General features: G+C 70.7%; 16 protein-coding genes and 1 tRNA gene. 10 read left to right on the plus strand and 7 right to left on the minus strand.

The window, feature by feature from the left end; genetic code table 11:
• Nucleotides 1–24: 24 nt before the first annotated feature.
• The gene (locus tag ACIQVI_RS23390) at nt 25–573 is read right to left on the minus strand and encodes a DNA-binding protein (protein WP_121829125.1); all 549 of its coding nucleotides are present in this window, start codon (nt 571–573) and stop codon (nt 25–27) included.
• Nucleotides 574–702: 129 nt separating this feature from the next.
• Between ACIQVI_RS23390 and ACIQVI_RS23395 the strand changes: the two genes are divergently transcribed.
• The 3 genes from ACIQVI_RS23395 to ACIQVI_RS23405 all read left to right on the plus strand — a co-directional run bounded on the left by ACIQVI_RS23395 (nt 703) and on the right by ACIQVI_RS23405 (nt 2,777).
• Nucleotides 703–775, plus strand: a tRNA-Ala gene (locus ACIQVI_RS23395).
• Nucleotides 776–943: 168 nt separating this feature from the next.
• A complete protein-coding gene (locus ACIQVI_RS23400; RefSeq protein ID WP_403598977.1) occupies nt 944–2,254 on the plus strand; it encodes an MFS transporter in 1,311 nt (436 codons plus the stop codon).
• Between the two features lie 145 nt (nt 2,255–2,399).
• Nucleotides 2,400–2,777, plus strand: coding sequence for a DUF6344 domain-containing protein (locus ACIQVI_RS23405; protein WP_403598980.1), 378 nt, complete (start codon nt 2,400–2,402; stop codon nt 2,775–2,777).
• A 342-nt stretch (nt 2,778–3,119) separates the two neighbouring features.
• Here ACIQVI_RS23405 and ACIQVI_RS23410 read toward each other — a convergent pair whose 3' ends face one another.
• On the minus strand, nt 3,120–3,845 hold the full coding sequence (locus ACIQVI_RS23410; RefSeq protein WP_351969787.1) for a DUF5324 family protein: 726 nt from the start codon (nt 3,843–3,845) through the stop codon (nt 3,120–3,122).
• 171 nt (nt 3,846–4,016) lie between these two features.
• Here ACIQVI_RS23410 and ACIQVI_RS23415 point away from each other — a divergent pair, with 171 nt between their 5' ends.
• Nucleotides 4,017–4,544: a peptidylprolyl isomerase gene (locus ACIQVI_RS23415; RefSeq protein ID WP_383405545.1), complete on the plus strand. Its 528-nt coding sequence runs from the start codon at nt 4,017–4,019 to the stop codon at nt 4,542–4,544.
• 20 nt (nt 4,545–4,564) lie between these two features.
• The gene (locus ACIQVI_RS23420) at nt 4,565–5,428 is read left to right on the plus strand and encodes a rhomboid family intramembrane serine protease (RefSeq protein WP_403598984.1); all 864 of its coding nucleotides are present in this window, start codon (nt 4,565–4,567) and stop codon (nt 5,426–5,428) included.
• A gap of 315 nt (nt 5,429–5,743) precedes the next feature.
• Here ACIQVI_RS23420 and crgA read toward each other — a convergent pair whose 3' ends face one another.
• Nucleotides 5,744–5,998 carry a cell division protein CrgA gene (gene crgA, locus ACIQVI_RS23425; RefSeq protein ID WP_306329356.1) on the minus strand — a complete coding sequence of 85 codons (255 nt, stop codon included), beginning with the start codon at nt 5,996–5,998 and terminating at the stop codon, nt 5,744–5,746.
• Nucleotides 5,999–6,138: 140 nt separating this feature from the next.
• Here crgA and ACIQVI_RS23430 point away from each other — a divergent pair, with 140 nt between their 5' ends.
• From ACIQVI_RS23430 to ACIQVI_RS23450, 5 genes are all read left to right on the plus strand, one after another.
• Nucleotides 6,139–6,906, plus strand: a complete 768-nt coding sequence (locus tag ACIQVI_RS23430) for a DUF881 domain-containing protein (protein ID WP_351969790.1) — start codon at nt 6,139–6,141, stop codon at nt 6,904–6,906.
• Nucleotides 6,907–7,055: 149 nt separating this feature from the next.
• Nucleotides 7,056–7,217 (plus strand): hypothetical protein, encoded by a 162-nt coding sequence (locus ACIQVI_RS23435; RefSeq protein ID WP_107091943.1) that lies wholly within the window; start codon nt 7,056–7,058, stop codon nt 7,215–7,217.
• Nucleotides 7,214–7,852: an aminodeoxychorismate/anthranilate synthase component II gene (locus ACIQVI_RS23440; RefSeq protein WP_403598989.1), complete on the plus strand. Its 639-nt coding sequence runs from the start codon at nt 7,214–7,216 to the stop codon at nt 7,850–7,852. Before ACIQVI_RS23435 ends, ACIQVI_RS23440 begins: the two co-directional genes overlap by 4 nt.
• On the plus strand, nt 7,849–9,339 hold the full coding sequence (locus ACIQVI_RS23445) for a class E sortase (protein ID WP_403598992.1): 1,491 nt from the start codon (nt 7,849–7,851) through the stop codon (nt 9,337–9,339). The genes ACIQVI_RS23440 and ACIQVI_RS23445 overlap by 4 nt, the downstream gene beginning before the upstream one ends.
• Before the next feature lie 37 nt (nt 9,340–9,376).
• Entirely contained in the window at nt 9,377–10,054 is a 678-nt protein-coding gene (locus ACIQVI_RS23450) for a class E sortase (RefSeq protein WP_403598995.1), read from the plus strand.
• A gap of 82 nt (nt 10,055–10,136) precedes the next feature.
• On the opposite strand, the gene pknB is transcribed toward ACIQVI_RS23450, so the two are convergent.
• The 4 genes from pknB to ACIQVI_RS23470 form a co-directional block, all read right to left on the minus strand.
• Nucleotides 10,137–12,170 (minus strand): Stk1 family PASTA domain-containing Ser/Thr kinase, encoded by a 2,034-nt coding sequence (gene pknB / locus ACIQVI_RS23455; protein WP_403598998.1) that lies wholly within the window; start codon nt 12,168–12,170, stop codon nt 10,137–10,139.
• Nucleotides 12,171–12,325: 155 nt separating this feature from the next.
• Complete coding sequence (locus ACIQVI_RS23460) at nt 12,326–13,792, minus strand: peptidoglycan D,D-transpeptidase FtsI family protein (protein WP_403599001.1); 1,467 nt, start codon at nt 13,790–13,792, stop codon at nt 12,326–12,328.
• Complete coding sequence (locus tag ACIQVI_RS23465) at nt 13,789–15,231, minus strand: FtsW/RodA/SpoVE family cell cycle protein (protein ID WP_351969796.1); 1,443 nt, start codon at nt 15,229–15,231, stop codon at nt 13,789–13,791. Before ACIQVI_RS23465 ends, ACIQVI_RS23460 begins: the two co-directional genes overlap by 4 nt.
• Before the next feature lie 27 nt (nt 15,232–15,258).
• Complete coding sequence (locus tag ACIQVI_RS23470) at nt 15,259–16,749, minus strand: Stp1/IreP family PP2C-type Ser/Thr phosphatase (RefSeq protein ID WP_351969797.1); 1,491 nt, start codon at nt 16,747–16,749, stop codon at nt 15,259–15,261.
• Nucleotides 16,750–16,919: the final 170 nt, after the last annotated feature.

The raw sequence follows: 16,919 nt of genomic DNA on the forward strand, positions 1-16,919 counted from the left end.
GGGCCCGGCCGGCCGCCGGACCCCTCAGTTCTGGTGCGACTCGTAGTGGGCGACCGCCTCCGCGGTGCGCCCGGCGCCGTACACCCGGAGGAACTCTGCCAGTTCCGGGTGGGCCGGGGCGAGCGAGTCGGCGGCGTCGATGATGTCGCCCGCGGCCGCGACGGAGCGCAGCAGGGACTGGATCTCGCGGACCACCCGGCGCACGGTCGGGGCGCCGGAGCCGTTGCCGGTCTGGCCCGAGCCGGTGAGGACCGAGCCGCCCTGCGACTTCTTGACCTCCTCCATCCGGTCCGTGGCCTCGGCGGCGCTGACGCTGCCGTCGGCGACCTGCACGGCGAGCTCCTGGAGGGCCTGGACGCGCTGGACGACGGCCGGGTTGCCGATCTTCGCCCGCTGGCCGCTCATCAGCTGGGACAGCATGGGCGCGGAGAGCCCGAGCACGGCCGCGAGCCTGGCCTGATTGAGCCCGAGATCGTCGATCAGCCGACGGAAGAGCGCCCCCAACGGCTCCCCGTACCAACTGCGCTGAAGCTCTCTGGCTCTGGCCGTGGCTTCCTGCTGCGCTGCGTCCATCACTTCTCCCCATCCCTGCGGTTCGCCACTGCGAACCTCGGTCAGCATCTTACGGAGCGTGGTCGCGGACCGGGAGTCCCAATCCTTTTGCCGGAGATGGGGGGTGACCCGGTACGCTGTCCTCGTTCCGGGGCCTTAGCTCAGTTGGTAGAGCGCTGTCTTTGCATGGCAGATGTCAGGGGTTCGACTCCCCTAGGCTCCACTCCGGACGGACCCCCCTGACCTGCGGAAGCGCGGGCCAGGGGGGTCTTTCGCGTCTCCGGCGGGGGCCGGGGCCGTGGCGCTGGGTGATCAAGGACCCGAGTGGCCCAGGCGCGAGGGGCGTCAATGGACCAGGAATGGTGGGCCACCCGGACCTAGCGTCGTGTCCATGGCGAACGAGTCGAACGCGCGGGGACGGACGTACGAGCCAGGACCGCAGGGGGCCGGGGCGTGCGGGCCCGAGCCGCAGAGGTCCGGGGCGTACGGGCCCGGGTCGGGCGGGTCCGGGAACGGTGGACGGGCGCCCCGCGCGCTGGTGGTCGCGCAGTTCGTCAACGCGGTCGGGGACGGGGCCTTCTACGTCTCCTCGGCGCTCTACTTCACGCGGATCGTCGGACTCTCCGCGCCGCAGATCGGGGCCGGGCTCGCGGTCGCCTGGGCCGTGGGATCGGTCGCCGGGGTGCCGCTGGGGCACCTGGCCGACCGGCGGGGGCCGCGCGGGACCGCCGTCCTGCTCGCCCTGGCCACCGCCGCGTCCGTCGGGAGCTTCCTCGTCCTGCGGTCCTTCCTGCCGTTCCTCTGCGCGGCCGTCGCGTACGCCACGGCGCAGAGCGGGCTCGCCGCTGCCCGGCAGGCCCTGCTCGCCGGGCTCGTCGGGCCGGCCGCGCGGACGCGGGTGCTCGCCCGGCTCCAGGCCGTCCTCAACGGCGGGCTGGCCGTGGGGGCCGCGCTCGGCGGGCTCGCGCTGCACGCCGGGACGCGGACCGCGTACCTCGCCGTGTTCGCGCTGGACGCGGTCGCGTTCCTGGGCTGCGCGCTGGTCCTCGCCCGGCTGCCCGCGGTGGCCCCGGCCACGGGGACGCCGGGCGAGGGGCCGGGGCTCGCGGTGCTGCGGGACCGGCCGTACGCGCTCCTGACCCTCCTCAACGCCCTGATGCTGCTGCGGATGCCGCTCCTCAGCCTCGCCCTGCCGCTGTGGATCGTGGAGCGGACGGCGGCGCCCGGCTGGACCGTGTCGGCGCTCTTCGTCCTCAACACCGGCGCGGTGACGCTCTTCCAGGTCCGCGCCGCCCGGTCCGTGACGGACCTGGCCTCGGCCGCGCGGGCGGTGCGGTGGTCGGGGGCGGTCATGTGCGCCGCGTGCGCGGTCTTCGCCCTGTCGGGGCTCGGCCGGGGCACCGGGGCGGGGGTCGCGGCGGCGGTGCTCGTCCTCGGGGCCGTGCTTCAGGTCCTCGCCGAGATGCGGCACTCGGCGGGTTCGTGGCAGATCGGCTTCGCGCTGGCCCCCGACGACCGGATCGGCCAGTACCAGGGCTTCTACGGCACCGGGGTCCCCGTCGCCCGCACCCTCGGGCCGCTGCTCGTCACCACGCTGCTCATCGGGTGGGGCGTGCCGGGGTGGCTGCTCCTGGGCGGGGTCTTCCTGGTCGCGGGGGCGGCGACCGGGCCCGCCGTGCGGTGGGCGGAAGCCGCCCGCTGATCCGTACGAGTGGTGTTCATCCGAAGAACTGCGCGCGGGCGGCGTCGCTCCGTGCCATTCCGGGGCGCAGCCACATCATGAGGAAGGTATGTAAAGCGCGCAACCCGAAATGAACCATCCGAGAACATCACGAAAGTGAGGGATCATGGCCACCGCCAAGGTCAAGCAGTTCTGGGCCGCCTTCATCTCCGTCCTCTTCGCCCTGCTCGCCTCCGTCGGCCTGACGGGCACCGCCGCCGCGGCCCAGCAGCCCGCCGTGCAGCAGCCCGAGGAGCCGGCCGCCTCCGCCGCCGCGAACACCTCCGCCGCCGCCGGGGAGCGCGCGTCCGCCTCCGTACCGGCACAGCGGGCGCACCGGTGGCCGCTCGTCGGGGACCGGTCCCTGCCGCCCACCATCAAGCAGCGCATCGCCGCCGAGGCCCACGGTTCCTCCCCCGCCGCGCGCCAGCGGTCGTCCGTGCCCGCCGCGGCCGAGAGCGACCCGGTCGCGCTGACGGAGCTGGCGCTCGCCTCGGCGGCGTAGGGCGCGGGAAGACCACGACGTGCACTCCCCGCGCCTCACCCGTGACGCCCCGGCGCTCGCAGCGCTCGCGGCGACCCGGTACCGCCCGGCAGGACCCGGCACCGTCCGGCGGAACTCAGTGGGTACAGGTACCGGCGCTGTCCGAAACACCCGGCAGGACCCCGTGGGGTTCGGCCTCGTACGACGGGGACCGGCAGGCCCCGGCACCATCCGGCGGGCCGCAGCAGGTCCCGGCGCTATCCATCAGAACCCGGCAAGGCCCGGCCCCGTACAGCAGGACCCGGTGGACACCGGAGCCGTCCTGCGGGACGCGGCGGGGACCCGTCGGGAAACCTCCTCCGGTCAGCGGCCCTCTTCGCGCCGCTCGGCCTCCTCCTTGGCGTCCAGCTCCGCGGCCTCGGCCCGGGCCTCGGTCTCCTTGGCCTCCACCTCGGGATCGAGGACGGACCCACTGCCGTCGACGGACGTCAGTACGGTGACCTCCTCGTCCACCTCGGTGGCGGCGGGCGGCTCGACCAGCCAGTCGGGGTTCGACTGCTTGTCCCACCACTTCCAGGCGGCGAACACGCCGCCGGCCACCACGCCGAGGACGACGAGTCCCTTGGCGAGGCGCCCGGCCCTGGCCCGGCGCTCGTGCTTCCTCACGATCTTCTGGATGTCCTTCGGCGTCACCTGACCGCGCAGCGCGGCCCAGGCGGCCGTGGAACGCGCACCGGCCTCCTCGAGGGCCGGAGCGGTCGCAGCGACCGCGCTCTCGACGCGCGGAGCGGTGTAGTCGGCTGCCTGACGGGCGGCCCGGCGGGTCTTGACCGCCGCACGCTGTGCGGCCGCGTCGACCCGCGGCGGTACCCGCGGTGCGACATACGCGTCGTACTGCGTACGAGCCTGCGTACGGGCCTGCTTGGCGGCCTTCGAGAGCTTGGGCGCGATGATCTCCCGCGCCTCGTGCGCGTAGTGCGTGGCGTGGTCCCTGGCCGTCTCGGCGTAGGGTGCCACCGCGTCGGCGGCGTGCAGGACGCTCTCCTTCGCCGAACCTGTGGCGGCGCGCACGCTGTCCATGCGGGTCACGGGATTCCTCCTCCTCGGTGGCGATGTCAGGTTTTCGCCTTTCCATCCTCTTCGGAATCATGCCCGCCGGAGCCAGGTCCGGCATGTGGGGCGCGCATCCGGGGCATGGGAGGATCGTTCACCGCAGAGTCAGGGGGACCTGACGCGACCCGATGTGGACGGAAGGCGACCGTGGCCGAGCAGCTGTACGCGATCCTCAAGACGAGCCTGGGTGACATCGAGGTGCGGCTGATGCCGTTCCACGCGCCGAAGACGGTCCGCAACTTCACCGACCTCGCGACGGGCGGGCGCGAGTGGACGCACCCCGCCACCGGCGCGGTCTCCACGGATCCGCTCTACGACGGGACGGTCTTCCACCGGGTCATCAAGGGCTTCATGATCCAGGGCGGCGACCCGCTGGGCGACGGCACCGGCGACCCCGGGTACTCCTTCCCCGACGAGTTCCACCCGGAGCTCTTCTTCGACCGCCCCTACCTCCTCGCCATGGCCAACGCCGGCCCCGGCACCAACGGCTCGCAGTTCTTCCTCACCGTCGCCCCCGCGACCTGGCTGAACCGCAAGCACACGATCTTCGGCGAGGTCGTGGACAAGGAGAGCCGGAAGGTCGTGGACACGATCGCGGAGACCGCGACCGATCCGCACACCGAGCGTCCGCTCCGGGACGTGGTCGTCGAGTCCGTGGTGATCGAGAAGCGCTGAGCCGGAAGGGACGGGACCCCATGGACTCGCAGCCCGGTCTGCCGCGCTGTTACCGCCACCCGGAGACCGAGACCGGCATCCGCTGCGTCCGCTGCGACAGGCCCATCTGTCCGCAGTGCATGGTCTCCGCCTCCGTCGGCTTCCAGTGCCCCGACTGCGTGCGCGGCGGTTCGGGCACCGGGCACGCCCCCGACGCCAACCAGCCCCGCACGCTCGCGGGCGGCCGGATCGCCACGGACGAACGTTTCGTCACCAAGATCCTCATCGCGATCAACCTGGCGCTCTTCATCGCCGTCCAGGTGGTGGGCGACCGGCTCGTCGACGACCTGGGGCTCATCGGGTACGCCCTCCTCCCGACCGGCGAGCTGGTCGGGGTCGCGGACGGTGAGTGGTACCGGCTGCTGACCTCCGCCTTCCTCCACCAGGAGATCCCGCACTTCCTCTTCAACATGCTGGGCCTGTGGGTGATCGGCGGGATCGTCGAACCCGAGCTGGGCCGGATCCGGTACACGGTCCTGGTCCTGCTCTCCGGGCTCTCCGGCTCGGCGCTCGCCTATCTGCTCTCCCCGCAGAACCAGTTCTCGCTCGGCGCCTCCGGGATCGTCTTCGGACTGATCGGCGCCTGGGTCGTGCTCGCCCGCCGCCGGCGGCACGACATGCGGCCGGTCGTCCTCTTCGTGGCGTTGTCGCTGCTGCTCACCTTCACCCGTCCGGGGATCTCCTGGGAGGCCCACATCGGCGGTCTGGTCGGCGGCGCCCTGGTGACGTACGCGCTGGTGCACGCGCCCCGGGCCCGCCGGGACCTGGTGCAGTACACAGCCTGTGGACTGGTTCTCCTGCTCGACCTGGGGATCGTGCTCTTCCGTTCGGCCGCGCTCGCCTGAGCGCACAGGGCTGTGGATGAGCTTTCGGGCGAGCTTTCCCCAGAGTTATCCACAGTGTGTGGCGGGCCCTTCCCGCTCCGTGGAAAAAGAATGCGCCCCTCGCCTGTGACCTGGTGTTTTCCCAGGCAGGCGAGGGGCGCTTCAGGGCGTGACGAGGGTGGGCGCGGTCGTACCGGCGTCAACACCGTGTGAGTTATCCACAGATCTTCGTAAGTTATCCAGTGCTGTGCACAACGCTGTGGATAAACTCAGGGGAGAGCTTGACGGGCACCCGGTACGCGCGCTAGGCCGCCGTCGCGGGCGGCCGGACCGCCGCTACTTCCACTGGGTGGAGACGCCGAAACCGGCCGCGATGAAGCCGAAGCCCACCACGATGTTCCAGTTCCTGATCGACTCGATCGGCATCGAGCCGTCGGTGACGTAGAAGACCACGATCCACACCAGACCGATGGCGAACAGCGCCAGCATCACCGGCGCCACCCAGCTGCGATTGGTCAGCTTGATGTTGGTCGCCTGCTTGGCGGGCGGAGGCGTGAAGTCGGCCTTCTTGCGGATCCGTGACTTCGGCACGAGGGACTCTCCTGTCGATGCGCTGCGTGACCGCGCAGGGAACTGTGGCTGGCGCCGGGATGTGACGAAGGAGGACGTCTGCGTCCCCCAGGCGTCCGTTAGCGTAGTGGTTCCGCGGCACCGAAGGGGATCAGGGTACGTTGAGCAATTCCGCCGGCACTCCCGAAGGGCCGGGCCGCACCGCGAGGTGGCGCCCCGTCCGGCTGCTCACCCTTGCCGTTTTCGCCCTCGCCGGACTGATCTTCGTCACCAGTTTCAACACCGCCAAGGGCACCAACCTCCGGACGGACGCCTCCCTCCTCAGGCTCTCCGACCTCATCGAGGAACGCAGCCACAAGAACGCCGGGCTCGACGAGTCCGCCGCCGCGCTCCGCTCCCAGGTGGACTCCCTCGCCGCCCGCGACGACGGCTCCACGCGCGCGGAGGACGAGAAGCTCGAAGCCCTCGAGGCGGCGGCCGGCACCACCGAGGTCTCCGGCTCCGGCCTCACCGTCACCCTCAACGACGCCCCGCCGAACGCCCGGGCCGCCCCCGGCTACCCCGAACCGCAGGCCAACGACCTGGTCATCCACCAGCAGGACCTCCAGGCCGTCGTCAACGCCCTCTGGCAGGGCGGCGCCGAGGGCATCCGGGTCATGGACCAGCGGCTCATCTCCACCAGCGCCGTGCGCTGCGTCGGCAACACCCTGATCCTCCAGGGCCGCGTCTACTCGCCGCCCTACAAGATCACCGCCGTGGGCGACCGGGACCGGCTGAGCAGGGCGCTGGCCGACTCCCCGGCGATCCGGAACTACCAGCTGTACGTCAAGGCGTACGGGCTCGGCTGGAAGGTCGACGAGCACCGGTCGGTGTCCCTCCCCGGCTACTCGGGCACGGTGGACCTCCACCACGCGAAGCCGGTGGACTGACCGGATCCCGCCCCCGGCCCCGTCCACGGGCTGTGGACAACGGTTCCGGACGGCCGGCCGTCGTCCACAGGCTTTGGACAGCTGACCCCTCCCGGGCCCCTCGCCCCGTACTCTGGTCCCCGTAACGAACGGAAGGGGCGGTCGACGTCATGTACGGCTGGATCTGGCGGCATCTGCCGGGCAACGCGTGGGTACGGGCGCTGATCTCGATCGTGCTGTCCCTCGCGATCGTCTACGTCCTCTTCCAGTACGTGTTCCCCTGGGCGGAGCCGCTGCTTCCGTTCAACGATGTGACGGTGGACGGCCAGTGAGCGCGCGCATTCTCGTCGTCGACAACTACGACAGCTTCGTCTTCAACCTCGTTCAGTACCTCTACCAGCTCGGCGCCGAGTGCGAGGTCCTGCGCAACGACGAGGTCGAGCTGGGCCACGCCCAGGACGGCTTCGACGGCGTCCTCCTGTCGCCCGGCCCCGGCACGCCCGAGCAGGCCGGGATCTGCGTCGACATGGTCCGGCACTGTGCGGAGACCGGCGTGCCCGTCTTCGGCGTCTGCCTCGGGATGCAGTCGATGGCCGTGGCGTACGGCGGCGTCGTCGACCGCGCGCCCGAGCTGCTGCACGGCAAGACCTCGCTCGTCACGCACGGGGGCCGGGGCGTCTTCACCGGTCTGCCCTCGCCGTTCACCGCCACCCGCTACCACTCGCTGGCCGCCGAGCCCGCCGCCCTGCCCGCCGAGCTCGAAGTCACCGCGCGGACCGAGGACGGCATCATCATGGGCCTGCGACACCGCGAACTCCCGGTCGAGGGGGTGCAGTTCCACCCCGAGTCCGTTCTCACCGAGCACGGCCACCTGATGCTCGCCAACTGGCTGGAGGAGTGCGGAGACGAGGGGGCGGTCGGCCGGTCGGCGGGGCTCGCGCCGGTGGTGGGCAAGGCCGTCGCGTGACGACGGGCTCGCCGTGGTTCCGGGATTCGCACGAGCCGGGGCAGGAGCCGATACCGGGGGACGGGCACGCGCCCGGGAACGGCTACGTGCCGGAGGCCGGATACGCGCCGGGGACGGAGCCGTACGCGCCGACCGACCCGTATGCCGCGCCCGCCGATCCGTACGCCCCCGCTGACACGTACGCGCCCACCGACCCGTACGCACCCGTCGCGAATCCCTACGTGTCTGCCGCCGGTCCGTACGCGGCGCCCGCCGGTCCGTACGCGGCGCCCGCCGACCCGTACGCGGCCCCGGAGACGTACGCGCCTGCCGAGTCGTACGCGCCCGCGGAGCCGTACGCGCCCGCGGAGCCATATGCCCCCACGGAGCCGTACGCGCCCGCCGAATCGTACGGGCAGGCCGATCCGTACGTACCGGACAATTCCTACGCACCGACTGAGTCGTACCCGCACGAGCAGTCCTCCGGCCGCGGGACCAGGCCTCCCGAGGGCCCCTACGAGCCCTCCTACGGGCCGTACGGCACCGAGGAGACCCCGGGCACCCGCTCGGACGTGACGGCGGCCCTGCCGGTCGTCGAGGACCCCTCGGAGGCCGTGGGGGCAGCGGGAGCCGCAGGGTCTGCGGGGCTCGCGGAGTCTTCGGGGCCGGAGGCCGAGCAGAGCCCCGGGCCCGGGCGGGCCGAGCGCCGTCGTGCGGCCAAGGGCGGCGGCCGGGCGAAGAGCCGCCGGAGCGCCCCGCCCGCCGCCGCGGCGAAACCGGCCGCGCCCCTCTCCCGGGTGGAGGCCCGGCGGGCCGCCCGCGACGCCAAGGACAGCGTCGGCGTCGTCGCCAGCCGGGTCGTCGGCGAGCTCTTCATCACCCTCGGCGTCGTCATGCTCCTCTTCGTCACCTACCAGCTGTGGTGGACGAACGTCCTCGCCGGCCAGGAGACGAACCAGGCCAAGGAGCGGATCGAGGACACCTGGGCCAAGGGCGGGGACAAGGACGAGCCGGACGTCTTCCAGCCCGGCGAGGGCTTCGCCATCATGTACATCCCCAAGCTGGACGTCGTCGTCCCCATCGCCGAGGGCATCGACAAGACCAAGGTCCTCGACAAGGGCATGGCCGGGCACTACGCCGAGGGCAGCCTCAAGACGGCGATGCCCTCCGACAAGCAGGGCAACTTCGCGGTGGCCGGCCACCGCAACACGCACGGCGAGCCCTTCCGGTACATCAACCGGCTGAAGCCCGGCGACCCGATCGTCGTTGAGACCCGGAACGCGTACTACACGTACGAGATGGCGAGCATCCTGCCGCAGACCTCGCCCGCCAACGTGTCCGTGATCGACCCGATCCCGAAGGGTTCGGGCTTCACCGAGCCCGGCCGGTACATCACGCTGACCACGTGCACGCCCGAATTCACCAGCACGTACCGCATGATCGTGTGGGGCAGGCTCCTGGAGGAACGCCCGCGCAGCAAGGGGAAGCCCGAAGCGCTCGTAGGCTGAGACCCCACACCTCCGGACGGGACGACGGGACGACCTAGTGGCACGAGCGCGCAACCGGATGGCCGGGATCATCAGTGTCTTCGGCGAACTCCTCATCACAGCCGGCCTGGTGCTCGGTCTCTTCGTCCTCTACTCGCTGTGGTGGACCAACGTCCTCGCCGACCGCGCCGCCGACCAGGACGGCGCCCAGGTCCGCGACCACTGGGCCGACGACGCCCCGGGCGCGCTCGACACCCGCGACGGCATCGGCTTCCTGCACGTGCCGGCGATGGGCGACGATGAGGTCCTGGTGAAGCGGGGCACCGACCCCGACGTCCTCAACAACGGCGTGGCCGGCTACTACACCGACCCGATCAAGGCCGCGCTCCCGCAGGAGAAGCAGGGCAACTTCACGCTGGCCGCCCACCGGGACGGGCACGGGGCGAAGTTCCACAACATCCACAAGTTGAAGACCGGGGACGCGATCGTCTTCGAGTCCAAGGACACCTGGTACGTCTACAAGGTCTACAAGACCCTGCCCGAGACCACGAAGTACAACGTGGACGTCCTCCAGCCCGTCCCGAAGGAGTCCGGCAAGAACGAGCCGGGCCGCTACATCACGCTGACCACCTGCACGCCCATGTACACCTCGGACTACCGGTACATCGTCTGGGGCGAACTGGAGCGCACGGAACGGGTCGACCGTGACCGGACGCCTCCGGCGGAGCTGCGCTGAGCCTCCGGGCCACGACGTACGGGAGAGCCCCGGCATCCGATCTTCCGGATGCCGGGGCTCTCCCTTCGAGCGGGGCGGGCGATCAGTCGAACCAACCGCCGATGCCGCCGTTGTTGCCGCCGTTGTTGTCCCCGTTGCCGTTGTCACCGGGGTTGTTGGGCATCCCGCCGCCCGCGGTGAAGACCTCCACCGAGGAGCCCGTGTTGACCGGGGTGTTCGCGCCCGGGTTCGTGGCGACCACCAGCGCGTCCTCCTTGTCCGATCCCTTCTGGACGACCGACAGGCCCATGCCTTCGAGCTGTGCCTTGACGTCCTTGAAGGGACGGTTCGTGAGGCCGTCGGGGATCGTGACCTGGGTCTGCTGCGGGCCCTTGGAGACCTTGAGCTTCACCTCGGAGCCTCCCGCGACCGAGGCGTTGCCCTCCGGCGTCTGCTCCAGGACCTCGCCCTTGGGCTTGTCGGAGTCCACTTCCTCGGTGACCACGACGAAGCCCAGCGCCTTCAGCTGCTGCTCGGCCTGAGCGAGCTGGTTGCCCACGACGGGGGGGACCGTGCTCAGCTTCTTCTTCGCGACGGTGAGCGTCACCTCGGAGTTCTTCTCCGCCTTGGTGCCGCCGCCCGGGTTCTGGCGCAGGACCGAGCCCGGGTTCGCGTCGGACTCCTCCTCCTCGACCTTGACCTTGAAGCCCTTGTCCTCCAGGGACTTCGTGGCCCGCTCCCGGGACTGCTCCTGGACGTCCGGGACCTCCACGAGCGGCGCGCCCTCGGAGACGTACACCTTGATCGTGCTCTCGGGCGCCAGCTTCGCGACGTTGTCCGCGACCGGCTCCTGGCGGCAGATGGCGCCGGTGGGCTGCTCGCAGCGCTCGGTGCCCGCCTGCTGGACCTTCAGGTTCACGTTGGCGGCGTGCTTCGTCGCGACGTCCAGCTTCTCGCCGACCAGCTGCGGGACCGTGACCGGATCCGGGCCGTCCTTCTTGTCGAAGATTGAGACGCCGATGAAGATCGCGCCGATGAGCACCAGGACGCCGGCGAGGGCCAGCAGGATCGTCGAGGTGTTCGACTTCTTCTGACCGCCGCCGCGCCGGCGGTCCGGGCGGTCGTCGTAGCCGTAGCCGCCGTCGTTCGGGTTGATCGGGGGCAGCATGGCGGTCTGGCCGCCCGGGTCGGCCTGGCGCAGGGCCGTGGTCGGCTGGTCCTCCGGCGGGTAGCCGCCGTAGCCCCCGCCGTACGCGGGAGCCGCCGCCATGCCCATCGCGGCGGCGGCCGCGACCGGCTGCCCGTCGAGGCAGGCCTCGATGTCCGCGCGCATCTCGTCGGCGGACTGGTAGCGGTAGTCGGGGTCCTTGACCAGCGCCTTCAGGACGATGGCGTCCATCTCGGGCGTGATCTCGGAGTCGAAGTTGCTCGGCGGCTGCGGCTCCTCGCGGACGTGCTGGTACGCGACCGCGACCGGGGAGTCGCCGATGAACGGCGGACGGACGGTGAGCAGCTCGTACAGCAGGCAGCCGGTGGAGTACAGGTCGGAGCGGGCGTCGACCTGCTCGCCCTTGGCCTGCTCCGGGGAGAGGTACTGGGCCGTGCCGATCACCGCGGCGGTCTGCGTCATGGTCATGCCCGCGTCGCCCATGGCGCGCGCGATGCCGAAGTCCATGACCTTGACCTGGCCGGTGCGCGTCAGCATGACGTTCGCCGGCTTGATGTCGCGGTGCACGATGCCGGCGCGGTGCGAGTACTCCAGCGCCTGGAGGATGCCGACCGTCATCTCCAGGGTGCGCTCGGGGAGCAGCCTGCGCCCGGAGTGAAGAAGCTCACGCAGGGTGGAACCGTCGACGTACTCCATCACGATGTACGGGATGGAGACCCCGTCGACGTAGTCCTCGCCGGTGTCGTAGACCGCGACGATCGCCGGATGGTTCAGCGAGGCGGCGGACTGTGCCTCACGGCGGAACCGGGCCTGGAAGGACGGGTCACGGGCCAGGTCGGCCCGCAGCGTCTTCACGGCGACGGTGCGGCCGAGCCGGGTGTCCTGGGCGATGTACACCTCGGCCATGCCACCACGGCCGAGCACCGAGCCCAGCTCGTACCGGCCGCCGAGGCGACGCGGCTCTTCCATAGCTAATCCAGCCCTCTCCGTCTGTCCCGACCGCACCCATGGGTGGTCCGGCGGTGTGTGCTGTTCGCGCATACGCTACCGGCCCCGGGCAGGCGTTCCGCCCGGGGCCGGTAGCTGATACCTGACCGGTACCTGGCCCGTACCGTGCCGGGGGATCATCCCCGGCTCTTCAGGACCGCCTTCATCACGGCCTTCGCGATCGGGGCGGCCAGGCCGCCGCCGCTGATGTCCTCGCGGTTCGTGCCCGCCGAGTCCTCGACGATGACGGCGACCGCGACCGGGGAGCCCTCGGCGGTCTTCGCGTACGAGATGAACCAGGCGTAGGGGCGCTTGGCGTTCTTCGCGCCGTGCTGGGCCGTACCCGTCTTGCCGCCGACCTTCACGCCGTCCATCTTCAGGTCGGCGTTGCCGCCGGTGCCCTTGGTGACGACGTTCTCCATCATCTGCTGGAGCTTCTGGGCGGTCTCCTGCGAGACCGGGCGGCTCAGCTCCTCGGGCTCGTTCTTCTTGACCAGGTCGACGTTCGGGGCGCGCAGCTCGTCGATCATGTACGGCTTCATCAGCTTGCCGTCGTTGGCGATCGCCGCCGTGACCATCGCCATCTGGAGCGGGGTGGTCGCGGTGTTGAACTGGCCGATGGAGGAGAGCGCGTTGCCGCCCCGGTCGGACTTCTTGTCGTAGACGGAGGCGGAGGAGCGGACCGGGGTGAACTGCTCGGCGTTGAAACCGAACTTCTCGGCCATCTCGACCATCTTGTCGCGGCCGACGTCGTCGCCGAGCTTCGCGAAGACCGAGTTGCAGGAGATCTCCAGCGCCCGGTTCAGGCTGGCGTTCGCGCAGCCGCTGGCGTGGTTGACCATCTCCTTGCTGGAGAGGGGGATCTTCCAGCCCTCGGGGGTTTCGGTCGGCGCGTTGATGTCGTTGACCTTGCCGTTCTCCAGCGCGGCGGCGGCGGTGACGACCTTGAAGACGGAGCCGGGCGGGTAGATCTCGCGGAGCGCCCGGTTCAGCTTCGGCTTGTTCTTGTCCTTCTCCAGCGTGACCCAGGCCTTCTCGTCCTTGCGGGAGTATCCGGCGAAGGAGGAGGGGTCGTACGACGGGGTGGAGGCCATCGCCAGGATCTTGCCGGTCTTGGGCTCGATGGCGACGACGGCGCCGGTGTTCTTGCCGAGGCCCTCGAAGGCGGCCTTCTGCGCGGCGCCGTTCAGGGTGGTGATGACGTCACCGCCCTTCTTCTTCTCGCCGGTGAACATGGCGAGGGTGCGGTCGAAGAAGAGCCGGTCGTCGTTGCCGGTGAGGATGCCGTCCTCGAGCTTCTCGATCTGGGTGGCGTCGTACGCCTGCGAGGCGAAGCCGGTGACCGGGGCCCACATGGGGCCGTCGACGTAGGTGCGCTTGTACTTGTAGTACTCGTCCTTGGAGTCGACGGAGCCGGTGATCGGCTTGCCGTCGACGATGATGTTGCCGCGCTCGTTGGCGTACCGCTCGATGCGGACACGGGTGTTCTTCGCGTGCGTGGTCAGCTCGTCGGAACGGACGAACTGCACCCAGTTGTCCCGCAGGAGCAGGGCGAGGATGAGCAGGCCGCAGAAGATCGCGACCCGCCGCAGCGGCTTGTTCACGGACGGACCACCTGGGTCATCTCGGCGTCGGGGGACGGGGCGGGCGCGGGCGCGGGACGGCGCGCGGTGTCGCTGATCCGGATCAGGATGCCGATCAGTGCCCAGTTGGCGATCACGGAGGAACCGCCGTACGCGAGGAACGGCATGGTCATACCGGTGAGCGGGATGAGCCCCAGGACACCGCCGGCGACGACGAAGATCTGGAGCGCGAAGGCACCGGAGAGGCCCATCGCGAGCAGCTTGCCGAAGGGGTCGCGCGCGGCGAGGGAGGTGCGGATGCCGCGCTCGACGATCAGCCCGTAGAGGAGCAGGAAGACCATCACACCGGTGAGGCCGAGCTCCTCGCCGACGGTGGCGAAGATGAAGTCGGAGTTGGCCGCGAAGCCGATGAGGTCGGAGTTGCCCTGGCCGAGGCCGGTGCCGAGGATGCCGCCGGAGCCGAAGGACATCAGCACCTGGGTCATCTGGTCGCAGGCGTACGCCATGTTGCTGCCGGGGGGCGCCGTCTTCAGGCACTCGAAGGGATCGAGCCAGGCCGCCACACGGGACTGGACGTGGCTGGCGAAGGAGCTGACGGCGACCGCTCCGGCCGAAGCCATCAGCAGACCCATGACGATCCAGCTGGTCCGCTCGGTCGCCACGTACAGCATGATCACGAACATGCCGAAGAACAGCAGCGAGGTGCCGAGGTCGTTCTCGAAGACCAGGATGAGGAGGCTGACCGCCCAGATCGTCAGGATCGGGCCGAGGTCGCGGCCTCGCGGCAGGTAGAGCCCCATGAAGCGGCGGCTGGCCAGGGCCAGGGCGTCCCGCTTCACCATCAGGTAGCCGGAGAAGAACACCGCGAGGACCAGCTTGGCGAACTCGCCCGGCTGGATCGAGAAGCCGCCGACCCGGATCCAGATCTTGGCGCCGAAGCTGTCCGTGCCGAGGCCCGGCACGAGCGGCAGCAGCAGCAGGACGAGGGCGACCACCATGGAGATGTACGTGTAGCGCTGGAGGACCCGGTGGTCCTTGAGCAGCAGCAGCACGCCCACGAACATGGCGATGCCGATCGCCGAGTACATCATCTGGCTCGGGGCGTCCGGGCTGAAGCTCTTGTAGAGCCGCATCGAGGTCGCGATCAGCCGCGGCGACTGGTCCAGCCGCCAGATCAGCACCAGCCCCATGCCGTTGAGCAGGGTCGCCAGGGGCAGCAGCAGCGGATCGGCGTACGGGGCCCACTTCCGGACCACCAGGTGTGCGACGCCCGCGAGGAGGGCGAGGCCGAGTCCGTACCCGAGCATTCCGGCCGGCACCTTGCCGTCGATGGCCAGGCCGACGTTGAGGTACGCGAACACCGGGATGACGACGGCGAACGCGAGCAGCGCCAGCTCGGTGTTACGACGGCTCGGCGCCTCGATCGCGCCGATGGTGGTCGTGTTGGTGACAACGCTCATGGTGGTGAAAGGCCCCCCTACGGGTGCTTACTGCTTGCCGCAGTTCGAGGCCAGCTTCTGCTCCTCCCCGGTGAGGGTGGGACCCGGGGACGGAGCGGCTGTGGTGGGCTTGGAGTCGGGGGTGGCGGTGCCGTCGGGCTTCTGGGCCGGCGGCTTGCTCGCCTGGTCGGCGGCCTTCTCGGCGGCGGCGCGGCGCTGCTCGGTCTTCTTGCAGGCGGAGGCCTGCACGGCCAGCTCGGAGATCTTCGTCTCGGCCTTGCCGAGGCTGCCGCCCGCGATCGTGTCCTCGACCTGCTTCCGCTGGTAGGCGGGGAGGTACTTGAGTTCGATCTCGGGGTGGTCCTTCTCGACCTTCGACAGCGAGACCCACGCCAGGTCCTGGCTGATCCCCTGGTAGAGCGCCACGTGCTGGTCCTTGGAGCCCACGAAGTACTGGGTCTGCGTCCAGCGCCAGCCGCCGTAGAGGCCGCCCCCGACGAGGGCGAGGACCAGGACGAGGAAGAAGGAGCGCTTGAGCCACTTGCGGCCCTTGCGCGGCTTGACGAAGTCGTCCTCGGTGTACGACTCGAAGGAGCCCTCCGGGGGCATCCCGTCGTAGCCCTGGTCGTCGCCGCTGCCGGGCGGGCCGAAGCCGCCGGCCGGGGGCTGCCGGTGCGAGGCGTGGCGGCCGAGCCCGGAGGCGCGGCCGGCCGGGGTCTGCATGGCCCCGCCGTCGTTCAGCTGGGCCTGGTTCTCGGCGACCGCGCCCACGACGACCGGGGTGTCGTTGAGGTGGCCGGCGAGGGTGTCGCCGCCGTCGACGTCGAGGACGTCGGCGACGATCACCGTGATGTTGTCGGGGCCGCCGCCGCGCAGTGCGAGCTGGATGAGCTCCTGCACGGTCTCCTGCGGGCCCTGGTAGCTGGCGAGGGTGTCCTCGAGGGTCTGGTGCGAGACCACGCCGGACAGGCCGTCGGAGCAGATCAGGTAGCGGTCGCCGGCCCGGACCTCGCGGATGGAGAGGTCGGGCTCGACGTGGTCGCCGCTGCCGAGCGCGCGCATGAGGAGCGAGCGCTGCGGGTGGGTGGTGGCCTCTTCCTCGGTGATCCGGCCCTCGTCGACGAGGCGCTGGACCCAGGTGTGGTCCTGGGTGATCTGGGTCAGGACGCCGTCGCGGAGCAGGTAGGCGCGCGAGTCGCCGACGTGCACCAGACCGAGCCGCTGGCCGGTCCACAGGAGGGCGGTGAGCGTGGTGCCCATGCCCTCCAGCTGCGGGTCCTCCTCGACCATCATCCGCAGCTGGTCGTTGGCGCGCTGCACCGCCGTACCGAGCGAGGTGAGGATGTCGGAGCCGGGGACGTCGTCGTCGAGCGTGACGAGGGTGGAGATCACCTCGGAGGAGGCGACCTCGCCGGCGGCCTGGCCGCCCATGCCGTCGGCGATGGCGAGCAGCCGGGGACCGGCGTAGCCGGAGTCCTCGTTGCCCTCGCGGATCATGCCCTTGTGCGAGCCCGCGGCGAAGCGCAGCGACAGAGTCATGCGCACCTGCCCTGTCGACGCTGCATCGGGGTACAGCCGGTCTCGACCCACACTGCCCACCCTCCGGTCGCTCCGGTCACTTCAGTCGCTCCGGACGCTTCAGCCGCTCCGGCCGGGAGCACGGAACACCCCGGGGCGGGGATCGTCCCGGCTCGCTCGCTCCGCTCGCG

Origin of the sequence: Streptomyces sp. NPDC098101, assembly GCF_044760185.1 — a bacterium.
GTDB lineage: Bacteria > Actinomycetota > Actinomycetes > Streptomycetales > Streptomycetaceae > Streptomyces.